A 24,891-nucleotide genomic window follows, 5' to 3' on the forward strand; every position below is an offset into this window, starting at 1 on the left:
CCTATTCTGCAGGGGTCGACGCCGATCGGGGCACAAGCCGCGCCCGAAGCTTTCCGAAAAGCCAGCTCAGCGATGGCTCGACCTCGGCAGCGAAGGGATGGCGCACCAGGAATAGCGCGCCCAGCCAACTCACCACCGCGATGAGGCCCATCACGACGCCTCTGGTCCAAGGGATTTCCAGCGAGAAGCCATCAGCGGCAACCATTGCAAGCGGTATGGCCAGCGCAATCAGAGTCACAAGACCGCTTTTCAGCAATTCCCGACCAAGCACGGCATAGGAAAAGGCCACGTGCCTGCGCACGAAAACGATGGCTATGACCATCTGTATGGGCAAGCTGATGAACTGTCCAAGCGCGACGGCAAGCAGCCCATAAAATGCAGCCGTGCCTATAACGGTGAGTGCGACCAGCCGCGAAATGAGATTGGACAGGAAAGCTTCGCGGTTTTCACCCAATGCCATCAGCAAGGGATAGGTCAGAATCGCAGGAAACCAGAAAAGGCAGGCAAGGCTGAGGATCGCCACTATGGGCACGCATTCAGTCCAGTCGGGGCCAAGAACGATGTGCACTGCCGGATAGGCGAGCAGCGCCAGCAATGCCTGTGCCGGCCAGTAGGCGACGGTAATGTAGGACAAGGCGCGGATGTATGACTGGCTGATATCCGCTCCGGCACGAACTTGCGCCGAAAGCATCGGGAACGCCACGGTGAAGACGGCTGAAAGGATGATGCGATCCGGCAGACCGCTCAAAGTGTCGGCACGGTTGTAAATGCCAACTGCCGATATGGGCATGAAACGCCCGAGCAGAAGCTGCGGAAGCGTCATGCAAATCTTGTTCAGACCAGCATTGCCTCCAAGATAAATCCCGAACCGCCAGGCCGTGTCGAAACTGGCCAATGACGGGCGGAACAGATTTTTCAAAGGGTGGATCGAGACAGCCAGCCCCGTTGTTATCAACGCGCTTGCCAGCAGTCCGAAGGCAAAACACATATGCCCGAAACCGCTGAAGGCCATGGCAATGGTTACCAATGCGCCCAGACCGGCCCCGGCGGTGCGGATGCGCGCCAATGTTCCGAAGGCCATGTCGCGCTTCAGCAATGCGACAATCGGTAAGGACAGGCTTTCGACCAGCGCGGCCACAATCGTGATGCTGAGAAAAAGCTTCAACTTCGGATCGTTATAGGATTCGGCGAAGTATCCGAGTGCAAAATACAGGATCAGCGACAGCAGAACCGTTACACCCATCAGAAAAGTAAGCGAAGTCCGGATGTCCTGATCGCGTACCTTATCGATCTTTATCAAAAATTCGGGACTGGCGAATTCGCGCAGCGAAAACACGACTGCCGTAAGGCTCAAGCCTATCACACCCATTCCGGTTTCGGCTGGCCCCAGAACACGTGACACCGCAGCCACCGTCACAAAATTGAAGAGCAGCCCTGCATATTGTTCGAGCGCCGCCATGAGGAAACCCCTGCGACTGCCATTCATGATCCGCTCCAACAGGTATTCTCTGGCACCGCCAGCGTTTTCTGCATCATCGTTTCATCCCCCATTCATGACAGCGCGGGCAAAAGCGTCCGCAGGCGCAATTTTCCAATCCTCGCTCAGAATAATCCTTTGCCACAGGCACGAAATGTCGCCCTTGGTGTTAGCACCTGACCTGAAAGGAGTATGCGGCACGCTCTAAAGCCAAGTCGTGGATAGCAGTGTCAGTGCGTAAAAATTTCGGGAGTTTGATCTTTTGCACGCGCCTCGGAGGAGACATGACGAGTCTTTCCTGGATCACGCTTCTGGCCTTCGCTCTTTCCGTCGCTTTCTGCCTCGGCTTTCGGGGGCTGGCACGCGAATGGCATCTCATCGACATTCCTGATGCCCGCAAGAGGCATGACGGGAATGTCCCGCTTTGCGGGGGCATTGCCATTTTCCTCTCGTTTTCCGCAGCCACGTTTCTGGCGTTTGGCGTTTCAGGACATGCCAATGCCATGGCCTTGCTGCCAGGGCTTGTGCTCATCCTCGTCGCCGGTGTTCTCGATGACCGTTTCAACCTGCCTGTCGCGCCGCGCCTTGCAATCCAGTTGCTCGCAGCCTTCCTGATAATTGCTATCACCGGGGTGACGCAGACCTATCTCGGGCTTGCTTCCGACGGCATCGAAACTGCCGCCACGTCCACTCCGGAAATGCTTATACAGGTCCTGACCGGACCGCTTTTCCTGATTATCGCGCTTGCTTTCATTGTCGGCCTCGTCAATGCGGTCAATATGAGTGACGGCGTGGACGGACTGGCAGGGTCGGCGAGTGCTGCCGCATTCTTCTGGCTGGCCGTCATCGGCTTCGGGATCGGCGAACATCGCCTCGGGCTCCAGGCGCTCGCCCTTGCTGCTGCCTGCCTCGGCTTTCTGGTTTTCAACATGCGGCATCGCTGGCGCACCCGAGCAAGCCTTTTCCTTGGCGATGGCGGCAGCACATTTCTCGGTGCAGCCCTTGCCGGATTTATCCTCATCCTTGCAAGCGGAACCGCCGCCGTCGCCTTTCCCGTCCTGATCTGGATCGTGATCGTGCCAGTCATTGATACGCTGAGCCTGATCGTGCGCCGCATGTCTGTACGCAGAAGCCCGTTCTCGCCGGACCGGCAGCATCTGCATCATCTGCTGATGGATGCGGGCCTTTCCTGCGGGCAAACAGCCGTAGCGGTCATGGCGCTCAATCTTCTGGCGGGAGCCATCGCCTACATCGCCATCCGGTTCGACATACCCGTCTGGCCGATGCTTCTGGCGCTGGCGATCCCTGCCGCAGCGCACACGCTCTTCGTGCTGCGCATGACCAGAGGCGCACGTCCGATCGTTACCGCTTCGATGGCCGAGGCCAACCCGACCACCAAACCGAACATCACTTATCCAGGGGCAACTTCATGACTGTGTCCGTCCTCATCAGAACGCTTAACGAGGAAGTCAATCTACCTGCATGCCTCGCCTCACTCGACTGGTGCGACGATATCGTGGTGCTCGATTCATTCAGCACTGATCGTACCGTGGAAATCGCCAAAGCAGCGGGCGCGCGCGTCTATCAGCGCGTCTATGACACCGAGGACCGCCAGCGCATGTACGGGCTGACGGAAATCGAGTTCAAACATCTTTGGGTCTATACACCCGACGCGGACGAAATCACACCGCCGGATCTGCGAGATGAAATACTGTCGGTCACCGCTGATCTCGACCGACCGGAAGTGTTTTTCCGGCTTCGCTACAAGAACATGTTCATGGGGCGCTGGATACGCCATGCAAGCCTCTATCCGACATGGATCACCCGGCTGGTCAGGCCGGATCGCGTACGCTTCGAGCGTTCGATCCATGCACGCGCAACCGGAGGTCCGAGCGGCCAGTTACAGGCGCATTTCATCCATTACAGCTTCAACAAGGGGCTCGCCGCCTGGTACGACAAACACAATCTCTATTCCACCGTTGAAGCGGATTTGTCAGCAGCGCGGCTTCTTGAGCGGCGCGTCGATTGGGGTGGCCTCCTGTCAGGCAATCCGGAACGGCGTCGGCGCGCCATGAAATCCCTGTCCTACAATTTGCCGTGTCGGCCGACCTTGCGCTTCTTCTACATGTATGTGCTGCGCGGTGGCTTCCTCGACGGCAAGCCCGGCTATCTCTATTGCCGCCTGCTTTCGGCTTACGAGTTCATGATCGTGATCAAGATGGAAGAGCAACGCCAGCGCCAATCGGCGCTTCTGGCTGAATCATCATCAGTCAGACGCCCTTTGGAAACCGAAGCACCAGAACGGCGTATGGTATGATGCTGCCCATTATTCTGCCCTGTGCCGTTTTGTTCGGACTGGTCGCCATGTTCTTCTCGGAACCTGTTCTGACCTTGCAGGATGATGGCGGCAGAGCTGATGTGATCGTCGTACCCGGCGGAGACGGACCACCCCGCGCGGCGGAGGCCGCACGTCTCTGGAAGGAAGGCCGCTCACCGGTGATCCTTGTTACCGGCGACGGGGATTGTCTCTCCAACAAACGGATCATGGTGCGCAAAGGCGTGACACCATCGGCGATTTTTGTGGAATGCCAATCGGGCAGCACCTGGCAGAATGCCCGATTTTCCGCGCCCCTCATGCGCGAAATACAGGCCAGAAGTGCGCTGATCGTGACCAACTGGTATCACTCGCGCCGCGCCATAGCGAGCTTTCGCGCCGCCTGCCCCCAGATGCGTTTCATCTCGTCTCCCATCGGCGGCGATGACGGTCGGCCCGGTTTTCCGACAACACCCACGGACATGGAACTCGTCGTCAAGGAATATGTGAAACTTGGCTGGTATCTGATTTCAGGCCGCATCTTCCCACACGACCTTTCCGCGGATGAACCGGCACCCGATCTTTCGGATGTATGCGCTGATGCGGGGGTTACACAATGAACCTCTCACTCACCTGGATTTTCGTCGGTTGCGTCCTCTGCCTTCTGGCTGGCGGTCTCTTCTCCAGACCGGAACGCATGTATCAGTTTCCGTTTCTTGCAGGGGTGATGACCTTCGGCTTCCTGCTGCCGCAGCTTCCCGCCCTCGTATATGATCAGTTTCTGCCTTCCGGCGCTTACGCCAAGACGATGATCATGGGCATTCTGTCGTTCGCAATGCTGATGCTTGGATGGCGTCTGACGAGAAAGCCGATTCAGTTTCTCAGCATGAGTTTCAGCGAACGCAGACTGCTCTGGGCTGCAGCCGGATTGTCGGCTTTCGGCGCTGTCTTCTATTTCCTCCTTAGCCGCCTTCCAGGAGACGTCTCCATCGGCGTACAAATGACTGGTATGCCGGTGGTGTACCTCTTCTTTGCACAGCTCATGCCCTATGGCCTGGCCATCGCCGTCCTGTGTTTCGCACGGCGTCCGTCTTGGTTCGCCATCGCGATCATCCTGTTCGATCTGGTTTTCTATCTGGACCGTATTCTGGTCACAGGAAAACGCGCAGAGACCATCCAGCTGGTCCTCATGTTCCTTCTCGCCTTCTGGTTCTACCGACGGATTGTCGTACCTCGAACAATCATGGCAATCAGCATTCTGGCTGGCACATTTCTGATGACCAGTATGGGCGATTATCGACAGGTAACCCGTGCGGATGCGAGCTTTGTTCTCGATGAGATTCTGGAGATCGACTATGCCGCCAATTTTCGCGCTACCCTTGACCGTGGTGGTCCGGAAATGCGCAATGCCGTGCAACGTATTGATGAAATTGATCGGCGGCTCGAGTTTGATTACGGCAAATATCACTGGAACCGTATCGTCTTTACATTCGTTCCGGCGCAACTTGTGGGTAGTCGCATCAAGGAAGCGCTCTATCTCGATGTCCCGGGACCCAGCCGCGATTACAACCCTCTGACAGGCTCGACCGAAACGGGATTGGTCGATGCGTTCTTGTCATTCTGGTATTTCGGAGCCCTGAAATTCCTGCTGCTTGCCTGGGCCATGCGCAGACTTTGGGAAACGGCAATGGCAGGCGAGATGCTCGGACAATTGGTGTATATGCTTTCCATTGTTCCGGCCATGCACTCAATTTCTCATCACACGGATTGGGTCGTGCCTGTCTGGATTCACATGGCATTGTTCCTCATTCCCGTTCTGTCGTTCTGCGTAATCCGCAATCGATCAATCCAGCTCCCGCTTCCGCCATCACAAAGTGGCGCGATCAGCATTGCGGGGGCCAGGTTTCAGGAAGGATGGTCATCATGACCGTGACGTCAGACCACAAAGGGACGTTCGCCGGAGAAACCGGTAAATCGCGCCAACTGGATGGCATTTCAGGCAGAATGAACGCGTCGCGCCCCATGGAAGGCGGCGCGACCTTCACACTCGGACACCGTGTTCAGCGTCTGTGCTGGCAGGCAAGCTGGTTGTTACTGGCGGCATGGACGCCATCTTTCCTGTGGCGCTGGCGTGGCGCGGTGTTGCGCGCCTTCGGCGCGAAGGTTCACAAGACCGCCATCGTGCGCGGCAGTGCGCGTATCTGGTGGCCGGGCAATCTGACCATGGGTGCTCATTCATCGCTGGGACCGGGTGTGCTCTGCTATAACGTAGCGCACGTAACGCTTGCCCCATTCGCCATCGTTTCACAACGCGCGCATCTGTGCACGGCGGGGCACAATATCGATCAGGCGGATTTTCCCCTCATAGCAGCACCCATTCACATCGGGCCTTATGGCTGGGTTGCAGCTGAAGCCTTTGTCGGGCCGGGCGTGACCATCGGTGAAGGCGCAGTTCTTGGCGCACGCGGGGTCGGCTTCCGTGATATGGAACCATGGATGGTCTATGTCGGCAATCCGGCCAAGCCCGTGAGACCCCGACGGAAGCCCTGACAATCAGGAAGCAGGAACGGACCGGAGCGCCTTGCGGCCCGCAACGGCGCCGCTTTTTTGCGATTGAAAGCTCTGATAGGCCGCAATTGTCTGGAGAGCGATGCGTGGCCAGGTGTAGTTGGCCCGCACAAGTCTGGCACCAGCCGCACCCATGCGTTTCGCGCGATCCGGGTCTTCCAGAATTTGCTCAAGCGCTGAAGCCACAGCCATCGGGTCGAGTGAACAGACCACACCGGCACCGGCTTCAGCGACTTCCGGAAAATGGCACGCATCGGTAATCGCAACCGGTACGCCGCAGGCCAGCGCCTCGGTTATGGCGACGCTGAATCCTTCCTGACGGCTTGGCAGGCAAAAACAGGCCGATTGTTTCAGGGCAGCGATCTTCGCCGGACCATAGAGCCCGCCTGTCATGTGTACCCGCGTCTCAAGCCCGTATTGACGAATACGCTGCCGAAAATCTTCTTCCGCACCACCATCGGGACCCGCGACAACCAGATCCACATCAGGGAACAAGGTGGCAACACGACGAAAGGCATCGGCAAGTATATCAAGACCTTTCTTGTAGTGCAGCCGCGACAGAAAAAGTATGTAGGGCCGTTCCGGCAATCCGCGCACGGCAATATCCTTGTCGCCCTCGACTTCATTGAGGAAAATTCCGTTCGGGATAATCATCGAGGGTGATTTCAGGCCAAGCGGCCGCATCAGCTCGATTTCATCCGCATTCAGTGCGTGGATGAAGGCCGCACCGTCGAGCATACGACGAAAGCCGAGCATCATCGCGATCTTCTTCTTCCATGCGCTCTGTTGCATGCTCCACACGTCGAGCATACCGCAACAACATACGCAATATGGCACACGATAGCGGCGGCAAAGCATTGATGCCCGCAACAGATTGGTTTCCCATATGCCATGAAGATGCACAAAATCTGCCGAGCGCAGCAGCATCTCCATTGCTTTTGCTGCAGCCCCGCCGAACAAGGTTTCCCGCAGGTCAGGCATTGGCAGAAGCAGGGTGCACACCTTGTCGAAACCGGGGATTGTGGCCGTGGCGCTGACGGCGCGACCGCTCACTTCATCATCGCTATAGCTTACGATTGTCACTTCATGACCGAGCGTTGCCTGCGCTGCTGCAAGCCGCACCACGACGGCTTGCGGGCCGCCCTTGGCAGGGTCGTAGGAACCGATGACGTGGACAATGTTCATGCCGCCTTCTCCCGAAAGATTGCTGAGGTCAACCGTTCGCCATAACGCGATAAAGTAAAATCAGCCGCGCGTTCGCGGGCGCTTTCGCCCATCCGTTCCAGCGCTGCCGGATTGCCTGCAAGTTCCCGCAGGATTTCCGTTGTCTCCATGACATCCCGGATAGGCACGATATAGCCGTCGATACCGTTGCGAACGACACTGCCCGTATTCTCCGTACAAATTACAGGCAGCCCAGCGGCCAGCGCTTCATAAACGGAAATCGCCGACCCTTCGCATAACGAAGGCAACAGAAAAACATCGGCCCACTCAAATTGCTTGCGCATCTCGCTGCGCGGAATGGGGCCTGTCAATTCGACCGAGGCGGCGAGCTTCTTCTGTGCTTCCGGCAACAGTTCCAGCGGGCCGACCATCCGGAATTCCACCTCTCCCGCCAGTAATCGGGAAACCCCGCCGACATAAGGTGAACCTTTGCGCAAGCCAACCGCGCCCACTGTCAGCACGCGCAATTTGCCTGGTGCCCGTGGTTTCCGTTCAACCTGGAAACGCGTATCGACACCTGTCGGAACCACCACGATTTTTTCGGGAGCACAACCTTCTTCAACCACATGACGGGCAACAAAAGGTGATGGACACACAACCACATCGGCCAGCTGCCATTCAGCTCGTTCACGCTCCGCGAAAGCCTCGGAATATCCATCGCTTTCGAGCGGCAATTGCCAACCCGGGTTCAACAATTCCTCTTCATAACCAAGCTGGTCGACGATGGCGCGCGGCGCGATCACCTGATCGACCGCTGTCCAGAGACCCATTTTTCGTGCAGCCGACAACAGTTCAACAGCTTCACCGCTGAAGGCATAGACACCACTTGCGCCGTGAAATCCGCTTTCGGCGACCAGCCTTCCGAAGGTTTCACCAGCCCATATTGCATTGGCAGTGGATTTCGGCCCGGTCTGGTTCGCCAGTCTGCGTACTGCGGAATGCAGTCCGAAGCCCGGAAAGGTTGTCATCTGTTGTTGGGGAATTCCCTGGGGCTTGCGTCCAATCAATCTCCGAACAGAGGATGGGAGTGCATTGGAGGGCAAGCTGTTGAGGAAACGTGGCCATCCCTGAAAAGCGCATATGTCCGTATAAAAATGTGCCAGCTTCTGATTATTCGCAAAAATCCGCGGGACTGCATAGTGCCGGCGGGCGCCCAACTGGCTGACAACGACCGACCCATCCATCATAATTCCCTCGGCTGGAACTGCCGGTCGAGAACCGGCATGGCCTGTGGCACCACCTTTTCCTCAAGCCGCGAGATGGCCGACTGCCAGACGGCTGCGCCATATTCACGCGAATAGGCCGTTTCCATCAGATAGCGGGCATTGTTGCCCATCGACATGCGCCCCACAGGCGAATGCCGCAAATGAAGGATCGCGTTGATCAACGCATCGACATCGCCCGGTCTCAGCGCCATACCGCACTGAAAATCGCGGACAATCGTGCCGATCTCGCCTTCCGTATCACCGATGAAGATTGTCGGACGGGCCGCCGCAAGGACGCCATAGAACTTGCTGGGCACGATACAATGTTCCAGCTCCGGCTTCAGCGAAACCAGATGCACATTGGCCGCGCCAAGGCTCTCGGAGAGCTTTTCCACGGGCTGGAATGGTTTCATCATCACATTGGTCAAGCCGCGTCGCTTGACTTCACTTTCGACGAAACCACGCTGCTGCCCCTCGCCGATCATCAAAAAGACGATGCTTTTCATATGCCGGAGCCGCTCCGCAGCATCAAGCACCGTCTTGAACTCGTGTGCGCGCCCGAAGTTGCCCGAGTAACCGATGACGAATTTTCGACCAAGCCCCCAGCCACGGCGCAAGGGGTTCTGCGACGGCTCCACCGGAACGATTTCATTGCGGTCGGCCCAGTGGTGAACCACGCTCAGGCTTTCCGCCGGAATATCCCGCGTCGAAAGATAATGCGCCATGCGTTCTATCGGACAGATTGTCAGTGCGGACTGGCGCATCGACCAGTTGCGCAGGATCAGGGCGAGCTTACCGGAAACGGTATCGGATTTGATGAGGCCGAGTTCCATTGCCGTTTCGGGAAAAAGATCCATCACCCAGTTGACCAGTTTTGCGCGTCGCAGGCGAACAGGCAGCGCTGCCGAAACGGAAAGAAGCGGCGGATCGGTACAGACGACGCAGACATCGTCCTTGTGGGCATTGGATGCAAACCAGGCGGCCGCGGACAGATGAAAGGTTGCATAATCGACCGCGCGCCCGACAAGCTTGCCCCGACCAAAGCCCGAGGTCCATATGCGATGCACATCTATGCCGTCGATCGTTTCACGCGCGGGCAACACGTCCTTCCGCTTGTCGTGATAGCTGCGGCTTGCCAGCACTGTCGTCTCGATGCCTTCACGCACAAGCGTATGGGCAAGGCTCGTCACCATCCGGCTCGTCGCCGACTGGTCCGGGTAGAAGTAACGATTGGCAAGCACCACACGCATGATTTCACATCCTGTTGTTCGATCCCGTTGAAACGAGCATCGCAACTGCGCAGCAGATACCGCAAGAAACACAAAGGCATGGCACGCACCGACACCGGGCGAACTGCCTACCTCTTTGGGTGAAACCGGACATACCGGGCGCGCCTCAAGCCTCATCCGAAGAGGGATGTTCCGGCCCGCAATTGCCGTTTTGGAGCCGTTCTGCCCACGCAGGAAATCGCTAACATGGTTTCATTGCAGCTTTGGAAAGCTTTGGTCGGAGGGAAGCCCTTGCAAGAGAAAACAGCTCTCATCGTCGGTGTGACCGGACAGGACGGCGCTTATCTAAGCGAGCTTCTGCTCAAAAAAGGCTATCGCGTACATGGTCTGAAACGGCGGTCTTCCTCGTTCAACACTGCGCGTATCGATCATCTCTATCAGGACCCGCATGAGGAGGACATTCGCTTCCGCCTGCATTTCGGTGACCTGACCGATGCAACCAATCTGTGCCGTGTCATTCAGGAAGTGCGGCCCGACGAGATTTATAATCTCGGCGCGCAAAGCCATGTTCAGGTAAGCTTTGAAACGCCTGAATATACGGCCAATGCCGATGCGCTCGGCACGCTGCGTCTGCTCGAATCCATGCGTATTCTGGGTCTCGGCAAGACATGCCGTTTCTATCAGGCTTCCACGTCGGAACTCTTCGGTAACAGCTCGCCCCAGGCACAGAACGAACAGACGCCTTTCGCCCCGCGCAGTCCTTATGCGACGGCAAAGCTCTATGCCTACTGGACGACGGTAAACTACCGCGACGCCTATGGCTTCCATGCCTCCAACGGCATTTTGTTCAATCACGAAAGCCCGCTTCGCGGCGAAACCTTCGTTACCCGCAAGATCACCCGTGCTGTCGCGGCCATTGAACGCGGCCTGCAAGACAGGCTTCGGCTCGGCAATCTCGATGCCCGTCGCGACTGGGGTCATGCGCGTGATTATGTCGAGGGCATGTGGCGTATCCTGCAGGAAGACACCGCCGACGACTACGTGCTGGCGACCGGCGAAACGCACACGGTGCGCGAGTTTGTCGAACACGCCTTCAAGGCCGTCGACAAGGAGATCGAGTGGCACGGCAACGGCGTGGAAGAAATCGGCCGCGACCGAAAATCCGGCAATTGCCTGATAGAGATCGATCCTCGCTATTTCCGTCCGAACGAGGTCGACTTCCTGCTCGGCGATGCATCCAAGGCGAAAAATCGCCTCGGCTGGCAGCATACGACCGGCTTCGACAATCTTGTCACCGAGATGGTCGACTGGGATTTGCGCAACATCATGCGGGAGGTTGGACGCAATGACTTCTACGGCTGACATCACCCCCGCTCCGTTTTATTCACTCGAAGGCAAGAAGGTGTTCGTTGCCGGGCATACTGGCATGGTCGGTTCGGCCATTCTGCGCCGCCTGCAAGGCACGGATTGCGACATCATCACTGCAGCGCACAGCGCACTCGATCTGACCCGGCAGGGACCGACGGAGAATTTCATCAGCGGTCGCAAGCCGGATGTCATCATCATCGCTGCCGCCCGCGTTGGCGGCATCCTTGCCAATTCGCAATATCCGGCAGATTTTCTCTATGACAATCTCGCCATCGGCATGAACCTCATCCGCACTGCCCATCAGAACGGTGTCGAACGCCTGTTGTGGCTCGGATCAAGCTGCATCTATCCCCGCGACGCAGCGCAGCCTCTCACCGAGGATGCCCTGATGACAGGCCCGCTGGAAGCGACCAACGAAGCCTATGCCATCGCCAAGATCGCGGGGCTTGAATATGCGCGGGCTTGCGCACGGCAATATGGTAATCACTTCATGACGGCGATGCCGACCAATCTTTACGGTCCAAACGACAATTTTGATCCCAACACCTCGCATGTCCTGCCGGCATTGATCCGCCGGATTCACGAGGCCAAGGTGCGAGGGACCGACCATGTGACGCTCTGGGGCACCGGCAAGCCCTTGCGGGAGTTCCTGCATGTGGATGATCTTGCCGATGCCTGCCTGCACATGCTGCGTTTCTATGAAGGCGTCGAGCCGATGAACATCGGGACGGGTGAAGAGATTTCGATTAAGGATCTGGCACTGACCGTTGCCCGCGTCGTCGGTTACGAAGGTCGCTTTGAACACGACCTCAGCAAACCGGACGGTACACCGCGCAAACTCCTCGACACGTCGCGGATGCGGGCGCTGGGCTGGAAGCCGCAAATTCGTCTGGAGGACGGCCTGCGTGAAGTCTATCGCGATTGGTTGGAGGAAGCCGCCGATCCTGTCGCCGCTTGAAGCCCCCGGAAAAGCGGGACCCGCTTTTCCGATCAAGCGCGACGTTTTCTTCGACATTGTCGATCCTGGACAAGTCTCCTCGGCATCCCTCATGCCGGGGAGACGCGCAGCGTCGTCCCGAAGCACGAAGAGACGCCGCGCCTTCCTAAACTTCCATTGAAGTGAAACTCTCAACCTATGACGGCGAGCCGCCAACCCTGCTCATATCCAGCTCGACGCGCAGGATGTCACCCGGTTTGATTTCCGTGCTTTCGTTGGCGACGATATCCTGAAAGCTGCCATTCACGATACGACTGATCGAGAACACCAGTTTCTGGCGCAGCGTGGCCGCGGAAATATTACCGGAAGACTTGGCGATCTCGGCCATAGCCTGGAGTTGTGTATTGCTGCGGCGCTCCATGCGGGCAATGTTGAGGTCAATATCCTGCAAATTGGTAGCCGCTTCGCTTTTGCGAATTTCTTCCAGATTGGCGATGCGCTGCTCCATGGCAAGCTGGTTCTGTCTCGCCCGTGCAAGAAACGAAGCAAGCTCCAGTGCGGCTCGCCGTGTGGCCGACAGATCACGTTCCATGTCGCGCAGGTTGGATTTTGCGGCCAGGCCGCGATCCACCAGTGACTTGCTGGAATCCACATTCTCCTGCAACAGCCCGATTTCGGTGTCGTGCAGCTTGATACTCTGCTGCAGGGTCTGGATTTCATCGCCATAGCTCGCTGCTTGCGCTTCAAGCGCCCTACGCTCGGCAGCAAGATTGCTGCGGCGGACGTTGAACACTGTCTTTTCACCGTCCAGCATCTTCTGCGTCAGGGCCACGGTTTCCTTGTTCGCAGCCGCCTGATCCGGCAGAGTATAAGTAAAATCCGTGCCGTTCAGTTCCGCCTCGAAACGGGCCCGCCGGATTGCCATGGCAGTGATCTGCATCTGCAGGTCGACATATTCCTGCTGCGCGGAAATAAGCTGCATCCCGGCAGTCAGGGCTGGAGATTCCGCTTTTCCGGCTCCGCCACCCAGCGCCATGAGTTCAAGCACCACCATTCCGGGCCGGAACTGATATTTTCCCGGCGCCTTCACATCGCCAACGACAAATACCGGCGCATATTGATTGATCGTTGCTGTGACCGTCAGTCCCGGAATATGCTGGGATAGCGATCCCGCGATCTTCTCGCTGATCTCATTGGTGGTCAGCCCGGTGACGGAAATATTACCCACGACCGGATAACCGATATTGCCGTCCACATCGACCGGGTAAAGCCCGGTGAGTGACGGTTGCCCATAAACGGTTACCTGCAGCACGTCATTTGCGCCAACCCGATAGGCTTGTCCGTCCGCAAGCGCTCCAAAAGTCCCGCCGACCAGAATGAGGCCCGAAAGCATAGTGGCCCGAAGATGGGTACCAATGCGTTTCTTGATGATCCTGTATGACATGGTTTGCCCTCACGCCTGTTCCTGTGCGCCATCCGCATCTGGTTTCCGGCGCCGCGCGAAGATCGCGCTTATGCTCCGCCGTGCTTTCTGCAAGCCCAGTCCGCAAAGCACCACGGGGAGCACTATCCAGCTGCGATAAGACGAAGAATTATGGTTCACGACCGCCAGCGCGGGCTTGCGACCGAACGACGCCATCGTCTGTATCAATGCATTGGTCGCAAGCTGGTCCTGTCGGTCGGACGGAACCACAAGAAGCGCCGTATCCGTCGCCCGCGACAGGAGAACCGAGCGCTTGTCTTCCATGACCGCCGGCAGATCGACGAGGATGATCTTGTGATCCGCGCGCAACTGGGCAATCAGCTCGGCCAGCCAGTCTCCGTCACGCATCTGTCTGTTCGGCTTGATGATATCGATCCCCGAACCGTGATCATGCACGAGCGTTGCGCCGGAAAGCGGACGCCCTGTAGAAACAGCACCGTAATCGCCATGCGGAAGCCCGAAGGCCTCCGACAGGCCCGACCGCTTGTTTGTCGCATCGATGACTGCAACCGTTAAGCCGGTCGCGGCGATCTGTTGCGCGAGCGCGGTGATCAACAGGGTCTTTCCCTCGCCATCGGACAGGGATACGACGGATAGCGCCAAGGAATCCCGGCCGCGTGTCAGTGCCCGCAGACGATCGTGCACGGATTTGATTGCACGACCGAACGGGCTTGCCGGATCGAGACCGCGATTGACGAGAAGCGGCACAGTCAGCTGCGGCGAAACCGGCAGCAACGTCGCAGCCGGAATGCCGGGCAGCATCAGAGATGCCGTCTGCGCGGGCCTGATCTTGTCGAATGTTTCCTTCAGCATGGTGCCTGCAAGTGAAACCAGTCCACCCAACCCCAGCCCCAGCAGCAGCCAGTTGGCGAGGTTCGGGCTGGCCTTGGCCATCGCCGGCTCCGCAGGCGAGATCATCTGTGCTTCGGGCGCGGCAATGCCGTCCTGTTCGATCAGCTGCTTGTAACGCGTGAGATAGCTTTCATAGACCGTGCGGCTGGCATTGGCCTCGCGGTCCAGCTGCCCGGCCCTGACTTGTGCCTGATTGGCTTCGGCAAGATCGGCTTCCGCATCTTTCAATGCGCCTTCCAGTCCGCTGCGCCGCTGGCGCGCAATCTGGATTTCATTGCCAAGGCTCTTGATGATTTCGCCGACCTGGCTCGAAATCTGCTGCTTCAACGCTTCCTGTTCCGCCTTCAGCACAGGAATTTCAGCGCTCTTCAACGCGCCATTCGACTGCAATTCGCCAAGCTGGCGTTCGACGCGTGCTGCCTCATTGCGCAAGGTCTGGATCGCAGGCGAAGCCAGCACCTCGGCCAGTGCAGGCGCTTCATTGTTGTTCTTCAGCTCTGATGCCGTGCGCAATCGTGCTTCGGCGAGCGAGACTGCTCCCGTTGCGGCGACAATTTCATTGTTCAGCGCCGCGACGCGCTGGGCCTGAAAGCTGATCTGTCCCTGATCGCCCGCAAGCCGCGACTTCTGGCGGAACTCTTCCGCAGCACTTTCGGCACTTTCAAGATCGCTGCGCAAGGTACCAAGCTTTTCGCCCAGCCATTCGCTGATACGCCGCGTGGCCGATTGCTGCACGTCGATCTGATGATTGAGATAGGCCGTGGCAAAGGCATTGGCGACCTGGGCCGCATAAACCCGATCGGAAGCGCGATAAGAAATGAAGATCGTATAGGAACGGCCATCATTTGTGACCCGCAACCGCGAAAGAAGAAGGTCGATCTGCTGGCGTTCCCGCATGGCCGGATCGACATCGCGTGCGCTCTTCGCCTGCGATCCTGTATTCGAAGCAGACGACAACACCGTGCGCGAACGGAATTCCGTCGGCACGACAATGTTCTCCGCTTGCAGAATGTCGATGACCTTTCGCGCCATCATACGCGAATTGATGATATCGAGTTCGGAACGCAGAACCGGACTGTCCTGCGGCAGTGGCGTGATCGCGCTTTCATTGGGAAGCGCCTGCAATCGCCGCATATCCAGCACCAGCACAGACTCCGACACATAACTGACTGGTGCTGTAAGATACCCTGCGAAGCCGACACCAATGCCTGCAAGCACCGGTACGATCAGCATCATCCTTCTACGTTTTATAGTGTCGAGCAGGTCAGCCACCGGCTGCCGCCCGTTTCCTGCTGAAACGTCGGAGATAATCACCAAAAGTCTCCTTCACGGAACAATTCTATCCGTCGGCCGGGCGGCTTCGCTGCCGCCAGTTGCGCCCTACTGCAAGTCGGAAAATGATGTTTCCGACGGGAACAGCTCGTTGATGATGCAAGCCACTTCGGTACGGTTGGACGCCTTCAGCTTCTTCATGATGTTGCGGATATGAACCTTGACCGTGCTTTCCCGCAGCTTCAGCTCATAGGCGATGATCTTGTTCGCCTTGCCCCGGCGCAGCGCATTGACCACTTCGGCCTGACGCTGGGTGAACATTCCGCCGAGAGGTTGCAGCCGCTGTGAGTTCGGATCGGTGGCGTGACGCAGGGCGAGCACACTGCTGGCTGGAACAAAGGTTCCGCCCGCCATGGCAAGCCGCAATGCTTCAACGCAGACATTCACATTCACCGATGTTGGAATATACCCCTTCACGCCATGGTCGAGCGCTTTGAGAACCTGCGAGATTTCTTCCTTGTCGGCCAGAAGAATGACCGGTGCCGGAGCGCAGTCAGTAACAATGCGATTGAGATAATTTCCGACAGCCGGGTCCGAAACCTTCTGGCCACCGATGTTGAAGAGCACTGCACCTGCGGTGCGGCCCTTGCGCTGATGTTGCCACTGCTCGAACGAGCTGAATGTGGCGATCGACATTTCGATGCTGTGGTTTGTCAATCCATGTGCGAGGCATTCGCGATCCAACGCACGGTTGTCTATGATGACCAGTAGCGGCAACATGCTGTCGTTAGGCTGTTCAGGTTTAAAAGAACTATCTTTTGACGCCCCAAAGCCATTATTCTTTAATTCACTCGTCCTGCTACTGAATTGTGGAGAAATGTTCATCTGTTCGCCCTCTAATCCGACTTATGCGCACGACACCATTGTTTGCACATCACAATCACGGAAGCGCATCGGTTACCTGTTTTATTTTTCTTCTTGAGATCTAGACAAAACCCCGGAAGCAATTCTTGTTTTTGTTCTTATTTTGATGAAAAGACTGCCTGAAAATTCTTTGAGTGTCATTAACCTAGATTAAGGGTTTCGGCAAAATATGGTTTAGACAAAGCGCGGATATATACCCAATTAGTGGTAGAAATTACTACCTTGCCAAAACAAATGGCCTCGCTGAAACTCTTTAGATACCTGGCCTCCTTGGAAGAGCCGGGGGAAACGAACCGTGGGGGGCGCTCGACTTAAAACTTATATGCACTCATGCTGGGCGAAACGGCAGGTAGGCTCTATGGTGGTAAATGCCGACGAAGCAAAAACGCTGCGCCATTTTCTGGAAAGCGCGCCTATCAGTGCGGTTTTCAATGAAAGTGACCTGAGCGTTCTTAGCGCCCTGCCCATATCCTCAAAAAACTATGCCCCGCACACCGTGGTGAGCAGCCAGGGAGACTGGGCCAATTCGGTTCACATAATAAAGAGTGGTTGGGGCTGCATCTATCGCGATCTTCCCGATGGTGATCGCCAGATTCTGGACTTTCCCATGAAAGGTGATTTTCTGGGTTTCCGAACCGGGCTCGGCTTCAACTATTATACCCTGATTTCGGTTACCGAGCTTTCTGTCCTCGAAATCTCCCTGGATCATCTCACCGAAAGCCTTCTCAACTCCCCTCGTCTTGCCATGACATTCATGGAACTGATGGCGCGTCAGCGTGCCATTCTGATTGAGCATCTCATCAGCATAGGCCGCCGAAGTGCACTTGTGCGTATCGCACATCTCCTGCTCGAACTGGGGCACAGGGCGCGGATCAACGGAACGGGCGATGAAAACAGCTTTTTCTGTCCGCTGACACAAAGCGAGCTGGCCGATGCGCTGGGGCTTACGCCGATCCATATCAACCGGATGCTGCGTGAACTTCGTGAGGACGATCTTCTCGTCTTCCGCAACAATGAGGTCGAATTTCTGAACCGGTCAGCTCTCGTCCATATTTCAAGCTTCGATGAGCACTATCTGACCATGGAAATTTTCCCGCGCGTACGGATCAGCCGGTGAGCGACACGCAAAATCACGGATTATTCCAGCAGGAAACTATCGTTGATAAGTCATCAAAACTCGCATACTAAAAATATTATTCATATATAAATTATACCTCAACCTACATATAGAACCAAAGATTAAAGTGGCTGTCATCGCACCGGATATATCGGTAAAGCCTCAAATACGTCGCCATATATTCATATATGCGCTATATATTTATCAGAGAATTGTGACTAGTTTCCGCTTCACCATCGTGCCCGGAGGGGCAGCATTGAGGAGGAGGCTCAACGATGCAAGACAATCTCGTCGATTCCGCCGTTGGCAAGGCGACAAAGCGACTTCTGCCATTTCTGGCAATCATGCTGATCCTGGCCTTTCTGGACCGCGCCAATATCGGTTTCGCCAAGTCCGAGTTTCAGGCTGACACGGGCTTAAGTGACGCTGCCTATGCATTCGGAGCCGGCATATTCTTTATCGGATATGCGCTTTTTGAAGTTCCCAGCAACATCATCATGCACAAGGTCGGCGCACGCCTCTGGCTGAGCCGGATCATGATTTCGTGGGGTATCGTCTCCGCCGCCATGATGTTCGCTCATACGGAAGGCGTCTTCTACACGCTGCGTTTTCTGCTCGGCGTTTGCGAGGCCGGTTTCTATCCGGGCGTCCTGCTTTATCTGACCTATTGGTTCCCCGCGAAGCAGCGCGCACGCGCGACCGGTATCTTCTATCTTGGCGTTCCGCTGGCGCTCGTCCTGGGAAGCCCGCTTTCCGGCTGGTTGCTGACCCATCACGGTATTTTTGGCCTCACCAACTGGCAATGGATGTTCGTGGTCGAAGGGCTTGGCGCATCACTGGTCGGGATCATCGCCCTTTTCTACCTGACGGATCGCCCCGAAAAAGCGCGCTGGCTCTCGGTCGAGGAGCGCGATGCCCTCACACGGGTTATCGCCGCGGAAGAAGCCGCAAAAGAAACACAGGCCCAGCATTCAGCCATGTCGGTACTGAAAGACCGCCGCGTCTGGGCTTTCATTGGCATCTACTTCTTTCTGCAGATCGGCACCGCGCCTTTGACCTTCTATTTCCCATCGCGCTTCGCACAGGCAGCATCGAATGGGCAGATGAATCTTCTTATCGGCTCGCTTCTCGCCCTTCCCTGGCTTTGCTCGGTCATCGCAACCCGTTATTTCACGGTTCTGGCCGACCAGACCAACCAGCATCGGCTTGTCTGCATGGGCATGGTCATCGCTGGAACAGTGGCGCTCGCCGTCATCGGGCTCACCGGCAACCCATGGCTGATGCTTCTTGCGGCCTGCATTGCCGTGCCGGGCCTCACAGCTTCGCAACCTGTATTCTGGAGCCTGCCTACCCGTTATCTGGGCGGGATCGGCGCGGCCAGCGGCATCGCTTTCATTGTTTCCATCGGTAATCTCGGTGCATTCTTCGCGCCGCAAATCAAGAATTGGGCCGATGTCGCAGTGGGCAATCATGATGCTGGTTTCTACACGCTTGCGGCCCTTTGCGGCATCGCTGTTCTGCTTCTCGCAGGTGCCCGCAAGGCCGCTCCTGCAGAGCGAGTAGTCACTGCCAAATAAGGTTCATCTTCGCGAAATTATTGAAACAGAACCCTCGCTCCGGCGGGGGTTTTTCTGTTCCAAATATGTGAAGTCACTCTATATTCAGCGATCGAAATCAACCTTCGAAAGGACTGCACAATGAGGATAAGCGCCCGCAATCGACTAAAGGGAACAATCGTCGAAGTCACCAAAGGGGCAACCACATCCCATGTCCGGATCGATATCGGCAATGGTGTGATCGTTACCTCGTCCATCACCAATGAGGCTGTCGACGAGCTTGGCCTGAAAGCTGGCGCCGCCGCTTATGCCGTGGTGAAGGCATCCGACGTGATGATCGCAGTTGACTGAACTCTGCAATTGAAGCGTTTGTTGCGTGTGAAGAAAATCTTCTACGCACGCAACCTTCGTTCTTCAACAGTTCGTCACTTGCGACGGGCTGGAATAGTTGCTCCCTTCGTCCTAGATTCAGGGCACATATCAAGGGAGCGCATATCATGACCTACAGCAAGAACCCCGAAGCGATTGCGAAGCTCACGCCGGAGCAATATCGCGTCACGCAGGAAAGCGGCACCGAGCGCCCCGGGACCGGTGAATATCTCTACAACAAAGAGCCGGGAATTTACGTCGATATCGTTTCGGGCGAGCCGCTCTTCGCCTCAGCCGACAAATATGAGTCCCATTGCGGATGGCCCAGCTTCACCAAGCCGATCGAACCCGCCAATGTTGCCGAACTGAACGATATCTCGCATGGCATGGTACGGACCGAAGTGCGCTCGGCACATGGCGACAGTCATCTGGGCCATGTCTTCCCGGATGGGCCGGTTGATCGCGGCGGCCTTCGCTATTGCATCAATTCGGCCTCACTCCGTTTCGTTCCAAAAGACCGGATGGAAGCGGAGGGATATGGTCAGTATCTCGATCAGGTCGAAGATATCGGTTGATTTCTATGTCAGGCCCGGACCCGTTTCAGGCCTGAATGCTCTCCAAAGATAGAGGCGACCTTGCCAGACGAAACAAAGAATTCCGTTCGGATTTTAAACCCTGACAATGTCGCACCGCCTATAGCGGCCTATTCACATCTGGCAGTCATTCCGTCCGGCACGGAACTTCTGGTTATTGCAGGCCAGGTCGGCATGGACTTGAGCCGTACAGTTCCCGAAGAGCCGGAAAAGCAATATGAGCTGGCTCTGCGCAACATTGTCGGCATCCTCGACAGTCAGGGCCTCACACCGACCAGTCTGGTGAAGCTGAACATCTTCCTCGTGGACCGGCTCGACCCGGAACGCGCCAAAAAAATCCGCGCTGAGTTGCTGGGTGACAGCCTTCCACCGACCACGCTCGTTTATGTCGCCGGACTGGCACGGCCCGAGCTGAAGGTCGAAATCGAGGGCATGGCCGCGCGAAGTATTTGAAATAAAATGCCTGCGATATGGAAATAATTTGCATACAAATTAATTGATCCACAGGCATTACATCAGGCCATGAAGTAAGACTTCTTTCTGTCGCAATGATCACTAATCTGATCCAGCGCACCGCTTCGGCGGAATCAGGCAAATGCGCAGCCTCGGTATGATTATGCTATCACCACACATACCGAGGCTTTCCGGGGCTTTTGGCCGTTTCATGCCCATTATGCCGCCCCATTCCAGATAATTCTACACTCTGATAGGTAAATCAACCGGCACAATGGTTGCAGCCACAGCATGATTTCCATTGCAAATAGCGAAAAACTATATTCAATATACTGTCTTACTATTAAAGGACGACCGATTTCCATAACGCAACATTTTGGGAGGCAGCTTGGACAGCGCAGTTGGGGCCTACCGGATTTATTCTGAAAAGGAGTGCTCGGACGCACCTGCACTCGACTGGCCCTATGTTTGCGCACTGCACCTGCTCCGAGAGCCCTTCGAGAACGCGATTTCGGAGTTTCTCGCCTTCGTGGGCAATGCATCGCGGGCTGATCGCGCCTGGATGATTGAGTATTCGCCCGATCTTCTGCGGTTTTGTAACACGCATGAATGGTGCAAAGGCGATACAACCGCCTATATTTCCGAACTTCAGGAAACCCCAACCACGCTGATTGGCTGGCTGCACCGCTATCTGACCGAAGGACAGGCCGTCGCCGTCCACGATGTCAGGGGGCTGCCGCGCACCGCGCGCGCCATCCAGGCTGAATTCCTGCGTCAGGGCAATCAAAGCATACTCAGCATACCGGTTTTTCATCAGCGTCGGCTGCGAGGGATCGTCGGTTTCGATACGACCGTGGAAGCCAGACACTGGTCGCGCGCAGAAATCAAGGCCATGTTCCAATGTGCGTGCCTGATCGCACAGGCGAAATATTCGACCTCCGATGAGGAAGCGGTGTCAGACGAAGAGCCCGACCCGACATCAGTAATCTATGTCAGCAAACGCGGGGTAATGCGCGGAGTGTCCCCGGAAGAAATCATCGGGGTGCGCTCGGCTGGCAATTACAGCGAGATATGGCTTGGCGATGGTTCCTCCGTTCTTGATTCCAGACCGCTTGGCATATGGGCAGGTATTCTTCCCGCTAGCGTCTTTTTTCGCATTCACCGCACGACGTTCATAAACGTGCTGCATGTGTCGGACTTGGACAGAAGTACCATCGACAAATGGCTGGTCAGGATGCGTGGCATCGATCAGTCGTGGCCCGTCTCGCGATCCTATCGAAAAGCGTTGCGGGAGCGTCTGGGCTTCTAGCCTTTGTTTCGCCTTGTTTTCGTCCGCCCGTCGCCACAAAATTTGATGCAAAATAAGCAGGTTTTGCTCCAAGAAATGCCGCTTCAGCGCCGAACGGACACAAATCCCGAACTTGCCTTAATTTGAAATCGGCGCTTGGTGCATAATCCGATCGAAGTGAAAAGAGGATCGGTAAGATTATGCTTTGGGAAGAAAAGTTTAGGGCACCGATCTGATTGAATCAGATCGGTGCCCTAAGACAGGTCCAGATGTGCCTTTAGCGGCATGTCGTCATGAACCGGAACAGTCTGCCTTTCGATCATGCGATGGACGAGCGGCGGCTTGTCCCCCTTGTGCAAAGAAAGGAGCCGTTCCGACACTTCGGCATCGGCCTGGGTGCGACGCTGGTTATGGCGGACATACTCGACCCAGGTTGGCACGTGATAACTTTCCGTCCAGGTTTCCGGGTTCTCCAGATCACGCAGCAGCACCCATTGCCGGGCACCATCGCGGATGCGCATACGGCGGCGCAAAGCCATGGCGGAAAGGAAGGCTGGAACATCTTCCTGTGCGATCTTATAGTCGACCATGATCATGATTGGGCCGCTGCGCGAACGCAAATCCAGCCGAAGCTGCGGCTCGCTGAAACGGTTGAGCGGATCGAGATTGAGGTCTTCAAATTCAGGCTGCGGCAGGAGCAGACCGATCAGCGCGCCGAACATCAGCACCACGGCAGCAGCCAGAAGCGCGCCTGGCACGCCATATTCATCTGCGACAGAGCCCCAGAGCCAGCTACCTGCCGCCATCCCGCCGAAAGTCGCCGTCTGATAGAGCGCCAGAGCACGCCCCACCACCCAGCGCGGCGTGGAAAGCTGCACGGTGACGTTGAACAGCGACAGCGCCAGAACCCACGAAACACCCGCAGGCAGCAGGAAAATGCAGCTCAGCCACATATTCCGGCTGATCGACAGCAAGGCACAACTGATCGCAAAGGCCACAAAAGCGCCGCGCACCAACCATTCATTGCCGAGAAGTTCGCGAAGCCGGGCACTGAGCAAGGCGCCGCCAATGGCGCCAAGCCCGAAAAAGCCCAGCATGATGCCGTAGGTGAGCGCGGTTCCGTGGACGAGATCGCGCGCGACGAGCGGCAAAAGCGCCAGAATGACAATCGCGGACAGGCCGAACAGAAACCCCCGGAACATCACCTTGAGCAGGTTCGGCGACATGGCGACATAACGCAGCCCTGCCACCATGGCCGGTCCCAGCGTTTCGCGCGGCAGGGTGGATTTGACCGTTTCCGGCTTCCACTGCCATAGCGCCAGAATAAGCGCACAATAGCTGAACGCATTGAAAATGAAGGCAAAAGCAGCACCCGCTGCCGCAACGATGATACCGCCGATGGCAGGACCAATGCTGCGCATGAGATTGAAGCTCATGCTGTTGAGCGCTACAGCTGCGGGCAGATTGGTGCGGGGCACGATGTCCCCCATCGACGCCTGCCATGACGGGTTGTGCAAGGCCCCGCCGCAGCCGATCAGGAATGTGAAGCTGAGCAGCATCCATGGTGTGAGAATGCCAAGATAGGCAAAAACCGCCAGTGCAACCGAAACAATCAGTAGTAAAACCTGCGCGGTGAGCATGATGCGGCGGCGGTCGAAATTATCGGCCAAAGCGCCTGCAGCAACTGAAAAGATCATCACGGGCAGAGTTGTCGAAGCCTGCACCAGTGCAACCATATCGTCCGAATGGGCGATGGTTGCCATCATCCAGCCAGCACCGACCGTCTGCACCAGACCGCCGAGGTTGGAAACCAATGTAGCTGACCAGAGCGCCCGAAATGTTTTGTATTGGAAAGGCGCCAGGGGGGAAATTCTCTGCGGCACCGGACGACCTCCCGTTCCATCTGCCTAATAGAGCGGATACGTGAATCTCTCCCAAGGGACAAGGGGTTAAAACCAAAACCGGCGCAGAACTTCTCCTCCAGTGAGACTTCCAAACGGTTTTTCTCCCCCGATTGACTCCACCTTTCAATTAGGTAGACTGGTCTACCTAATTATTCGGATGAAATATGATGAGCGATCCCGCGACACCCAGTTCAAAACCGGCACGCGAGCGGCTTCTGCAAGCGGCAGCGGAATTGTTTTACGATACGGGCATTTCGGCGACCGGGATCGACGCGATCATCCAGCGTGCGGGCGTGGCAAAGCAGAGCCTCTACAACAACTTCGCATCCAAGGCGGAGCTGGTGGCCACCTATCTGGAGCATCGCCATGCCGAATGGTTGGGCCTCTATGACAAGCGCCTGGAAAAGGCAGCAAGCCCGATGGATGGGATACTGGCCATATTCGACGCTTATCGCGACCATGCGGAATTTGCCTACGAACACGGGTTTCGCGGCTGCGGGCTGCTGAATGCGGCAGCAGAACTGCCCGCTGGCGATCCGGGCCGCAAGGCGGTGAGAAAACACAAGGAGGAGGTCGAGGGCCTGCTTGTGACACATCTCACCGGCTTGATCCCGGACGATCCGCCTCGGGTCCGCCAGCTCGCCGTGCAGCTCTCCTTCATTCTCGAAGGAGCAATCATGCGGGCTGGCCTTGAAGGCAATAGTGCGCGTCTTGGCGAGGCCAAGGCCATGGTCACGACAATTTTGAAACCAGTGTAA

22 protein-coding genes are annotated in these 24,891 nt (G+C 56.7%); 14 read left to right on the forward strand and 8 right to left on the reverse strand.

The genetic code is table 11. The features are described 5' to 3' along the window. Nucleotide 1 precedes the first annotated feature (1 nt). Entirely contained in the window at nucleotides 2-1,486 is a 1,485-nt protein-coding gene (locus ABDF71_RS15820; protein WP_029927703.1) for an oligosaccharide flippase family protein, read from the reverse strand. A 275-nt stretch (nucleotides 1,487-1,761) separates the two neighbouring features. Between ABDF71_RS15820 and ABDF71_RS15825 the strand changes: the two genes are divergently transcribed. From ABDF71_RS15825 to ABDF71_RS15845, 5 genes are all read left to right on the forward strand, one after another. Beyond that, nucleotides 1,762-2,910, forward strand: a complete 1,149-nt coding sequence (locus ABDF71_RS15825) for an MraY family glycosyltransferase (protein ID WP_258124378.1) — start codon at nucleotides 1,762-1,764, stop codon at nucleotides 2,908-2,910. Further along, on the forward strand, nucleotides 2,907-3,794 hold the full coding sequence (locus ABDF71_RS15830) for a glycosyltransferase family 2 protein (RefSeq protein ID WP_012092808.1): 888 nt from the start codon (nucleotides 2,907-2,909) through the stop codon (nucleotides 3,792-3,794). Before ABDF71_RS15825 ends, ABDF71_RS15830 begins: the two co-directional genes overlap by 4 nt. Further along, on the forward strand, nucleotides 3,791-4,411 hold the full coding sequence (locus tag ABDF71_RS15835) for a YdcF family protein (RefSeq protein WP_258124379.1): 621 nt from the start codon (nucleotides 3,791-3,793) through the stop codon (nucleotides 4,409-4,411). The genes ABDF71_RS15830 and ABDF71_RS15835 overlap by 4 nt, the downstream gene beginning before the upstream one ends. Continuing rightward, the gene (locus ABDF71_RS15840; protein ID WP_258124380.1) at nucleotides 4,408-5,718 is read left to right on the forward strand and encodes a hypothetical protein; all 1,311 of its coding nucleotides are present in this window, start codon (nucleotides 4,408-4,410) and stop codon (nucleotides 5,716-5,718) included. The genes ABDF71_RS15835 and ABDF71_RS15840 overlap by 4 nt, the downstream gene beginning before the upstream one ends. 77 nt (nucleotides 5,719-5,795) lie before the next feature. After that, nucleotides 5,796-6,341 (forward strand): LbetaH domain-containing protein, encoded by a 546-nt coding sequence (locus ABDF71_RS15845; protein ID WP_258124431.1) that lies wholly within the window; start codon nucleotides 5,796-5,798, stop codon nucleotides 6,339-6,341. A 3-nt stretch (nucleotides 6,342-6,344) separates the two neighbouring features. Here the strand turns inward: ABDF71_RS15845 and ABDF71_RS15850 are convergent, their stop codons facing one another. Genes ABDF71_RS15850 through ABDF71_RS15860 form a run of 3 tightly spaced genes read right to left on the reverse strand, consistent with a single transcriptional unit; the run spans nucleotide 6,345 to nucleotide 10,038 of the window. Beyond that, nucleotides 6,345-7,544: a glycosyltransferase gene (locus tag ABDF71_RS15850; RefSeq protein WP_258124381.1), complete on the reverse strand. Its 1,200-nt coding sequence runs from the start codon at nucleotides 7,542-7,544 to the stop codon at nucleotides 6,345-6,347. Continuing rightward, nucleotides 7,541-8,767 carry a glycosyltransferase family 4 protein gene (locus ABDF71_RS15855; RefSeq protein ID WP_010658572.1) on the reverse strand — a complete coding sequence of 409 codons (1,227 nt, stop codon included), beginning with the start codon at nucleotides 8,765-8,767 and terminating at the stop codon, nucleotides 7,541-7,543. Before ABDF71_RS15855 ends, ABDF71_RS15850 begins: the two co-directional genes overlap by 4 nt. After that, on the reverse strand, nucleotides 8,767-10,038 hold the full coding sequence (locus ABDF71_RS15860) for a glycosyltransferase family 4 protein (RefSeq protein ID WP_258124382.1): 1,272 nt from the start codon (nucleotides 10,036-10,038) through the stop codon (nucleotides 8,767-8,769). Before ABDF71_RS15860 ends, ABDF71_RS15855 begins: the two co-directional genes overlap by 1 nt. A 270-nt stretch (nucleotides 10,039-10,308) precedes the next feature. On the opposite strand from ABDF71_RS15860, the gene gmd reads away from it, so the two are divergent. Next, complete coding sequence (gene gmd, locus ABDF71_RS15865; RefSeq protein ID WP_010658570.1) at nucleotides 10,309-11,379, forward strand: GDP-mannose 4,6-dehydratase; 1,071 nt, start codon at nucleotides 10,309-10,311, stop codon at nucleotides 11,377-11,379. Beyond that, nucleotides 11,363-12,343: a GDP-L-fucose synthase family protein gene (locus ABDF71_RS15870; protein WP_258124383.1), complete on the forward strand. Its 981-nt coding sequence runs from the start codon at nucleotides 11,363-11,365 to the stop codon at nucleotides 12,341-12,343. The genes gmd and ABDF71_RS15870 overlap by 17 nt, the downstream gene beginning before the upstream one ends. A gap of 175 nt (nucleotides 12,344-12,518) precedes the next feature. Here ABDF71_RS15870 and ABDF71_RS15875 read toward each other — a convergent pair whose 3' ends face one another. The 3 genes from ABDF71_RS15875 to ABDF71_RS15885 form a co-directional block, all read right to left on the reverse strand. Continuing rightward, nucleotides 12,519-13,766 carry a polysaccharide biosynthesis/export family protein gene (locus ABDF71_RS15875; RefSeq protein ID WP_258124384.1) on the reverse strand — a complete coding sequence of 416 codons (1,248 nt, stop codon included), beginning with the start codon at nucleotides 13,764-13,766 and terminating at the stop codon, nucleotides 12,519-12,521. Nucleotides 13,767-13,775: 9 nt separating this feature from the next. After that, complete coding sequence (locus ABDF71_RS15880) at nucleotides 13,776-15,971, reverse strand: GumC family protein (protein WP_010658567.1); 2,196 nt, start codon at nucleotides 15,969-15,971, stop codon at nucleotides 13,776-13,778. A 66-nt stretch (nucleotides 15,972-16,037) separates the two neighbouring features. After that, nucleotides 16,038-16,814, reverse strand: a complete 777-nt coding sequence (locus tag ABDF71_RS15885) for a response regulator transcription factor (RefSeq protein WP_012092799.1) — start codon at nucleotides 16,812-16,814, stop codon at nucleotides 16,038-16,040. 397 nt (nucleotides 16,815-17,211) lie between these two features. Here ABDF71_RS15885 and ABDF71_RS15890 point away from each other — a divergent pair, with 397 nt between their 5' ends. The 6 genes from ABDF71_RS15890 (at nucleotide 17,212) to ABDF71_RS15915 (ending at nucleotide 22,250) form a co-directional block, all read left to right on the forward strand. Then, on the forward strand, nucleotides 17,212-17,970 hold the full coding sequence (locus tag ABDF71_RS15890) for a Crp/Fnr family transcriptional regulator (RefSeq protein WP_010658565.1): 759 nt from the start codon (nucleotides 17,212-17,214) through the stop codon (nucleotides 17,968-17,970). Between the two features lie 275 nt (nucleotides 17,971-18,245). Then, nucleotides 18,246-19,547 carry an MFS transporter gene (locus tag ABDF71_RS15895; protein ID WP_029927720.1) on the forward strand — a complete coding sequence of 434 codons (1,302 nt, stop codon included), beginning with the start codon at nucleotides 18,246-18,248 and terminating at the stop codon, nucleotides 19,545-19,547. 120 nt (nucleotides 19,548-19,667) lie between these two features. Then, nucleotides 19,668-19,877: a TOBE domain-containing protein gene (locus tag ABDF71_RS15900; protein ID WP_010658563.1), complete on the forward strand. Its 210-nt coding sequence runs from the start codon at nucleotides 19,668-19,670 to the stop codon at nucleotides 19,875-19,877. A 146-nt stretch (nucleotides 19,878-20,023) separates the two neighbouring features. Continuing rightward, complete coding sequence (gene msrB / locus ABDF71_RS15905) at nucleotides 20,024-20,470, forward strand: peptide-methionine (R)-S-oxide reductase MsrB (RefSeq protein ID WP_010658562.1); 447 nt, start codon at nucleotides 20,024-20,026, stop codon at nucleotides 20,468-20,470. Nucleotides 20,471-20,530: 60 nt separating this feature from the next. Further along, on the forward strand, nucleotides 20,531-20,941 hold the full coding sequence (locus ABDF71_RS15910; protein WP_258124386.1) for a RidA family protein: 411 nt from the start codon (nucleotides 20,531-20,533) through the stop codon (nucleotides 20,939-20,941). Nucleotides 20,942-21,329: 388 nt separating this feature from the next. Continuing rightward, nucleotides 21,330-22,250: a LytTR family transcriptional regulator DNA-binding domain-containing protein gene (locus tag ABDF71_RS15915; RefSeq protein WP_010658560.1), complete on the forward strand. Its 921-nt coding sequence runs from the start codon at nucleotides 21,330-21,332 to the stop codon at nucleotides 22,248-22,250. A 233-nt stretch (nucleotides 22,251-22,483) separates the two neighbouring features. On the opposite strand, the gene ABDF71_RS15920 is transcribed toward ABDF71_RS15915, so the two are convergent. Then, entirely contained in the window at nucleotides 22,484-24,112 is a 1,629-nt protein-coding gene (locus ABDF71_RS15920; protein ID WP_010658559.1) for an MFS transporter, read from the reverse strand. 188 nt (nucleotides 24,113-24,300) lie between these two features. Between ABDF71_RS15920 and ABDF71_RS15925 the strand changes: the two genes are divergently transcribed. Beyond that, nucleotides 24,301-24,891: a TetR/AcrR family transcriptional regulator gene (locus ABDF71_RS15925; RefSeq protein WP_125302392.1), complete on the forward strand. Its 591-nt coding sequence runs from the start codon at nucleotides 24,301-24,303 to the stop codon at nucleotides 24,889-24,891.

This window comes from Ochrobactrum sp. WV_118_8 (assembly GCF_039631535.1).
Taxonomy (GTDB): Bacteria; Pseudomonadota; Alphaproteobacteria; order Rhizobiales; family Rhizobiaceae; genus Brucella; species Brucella anthropi.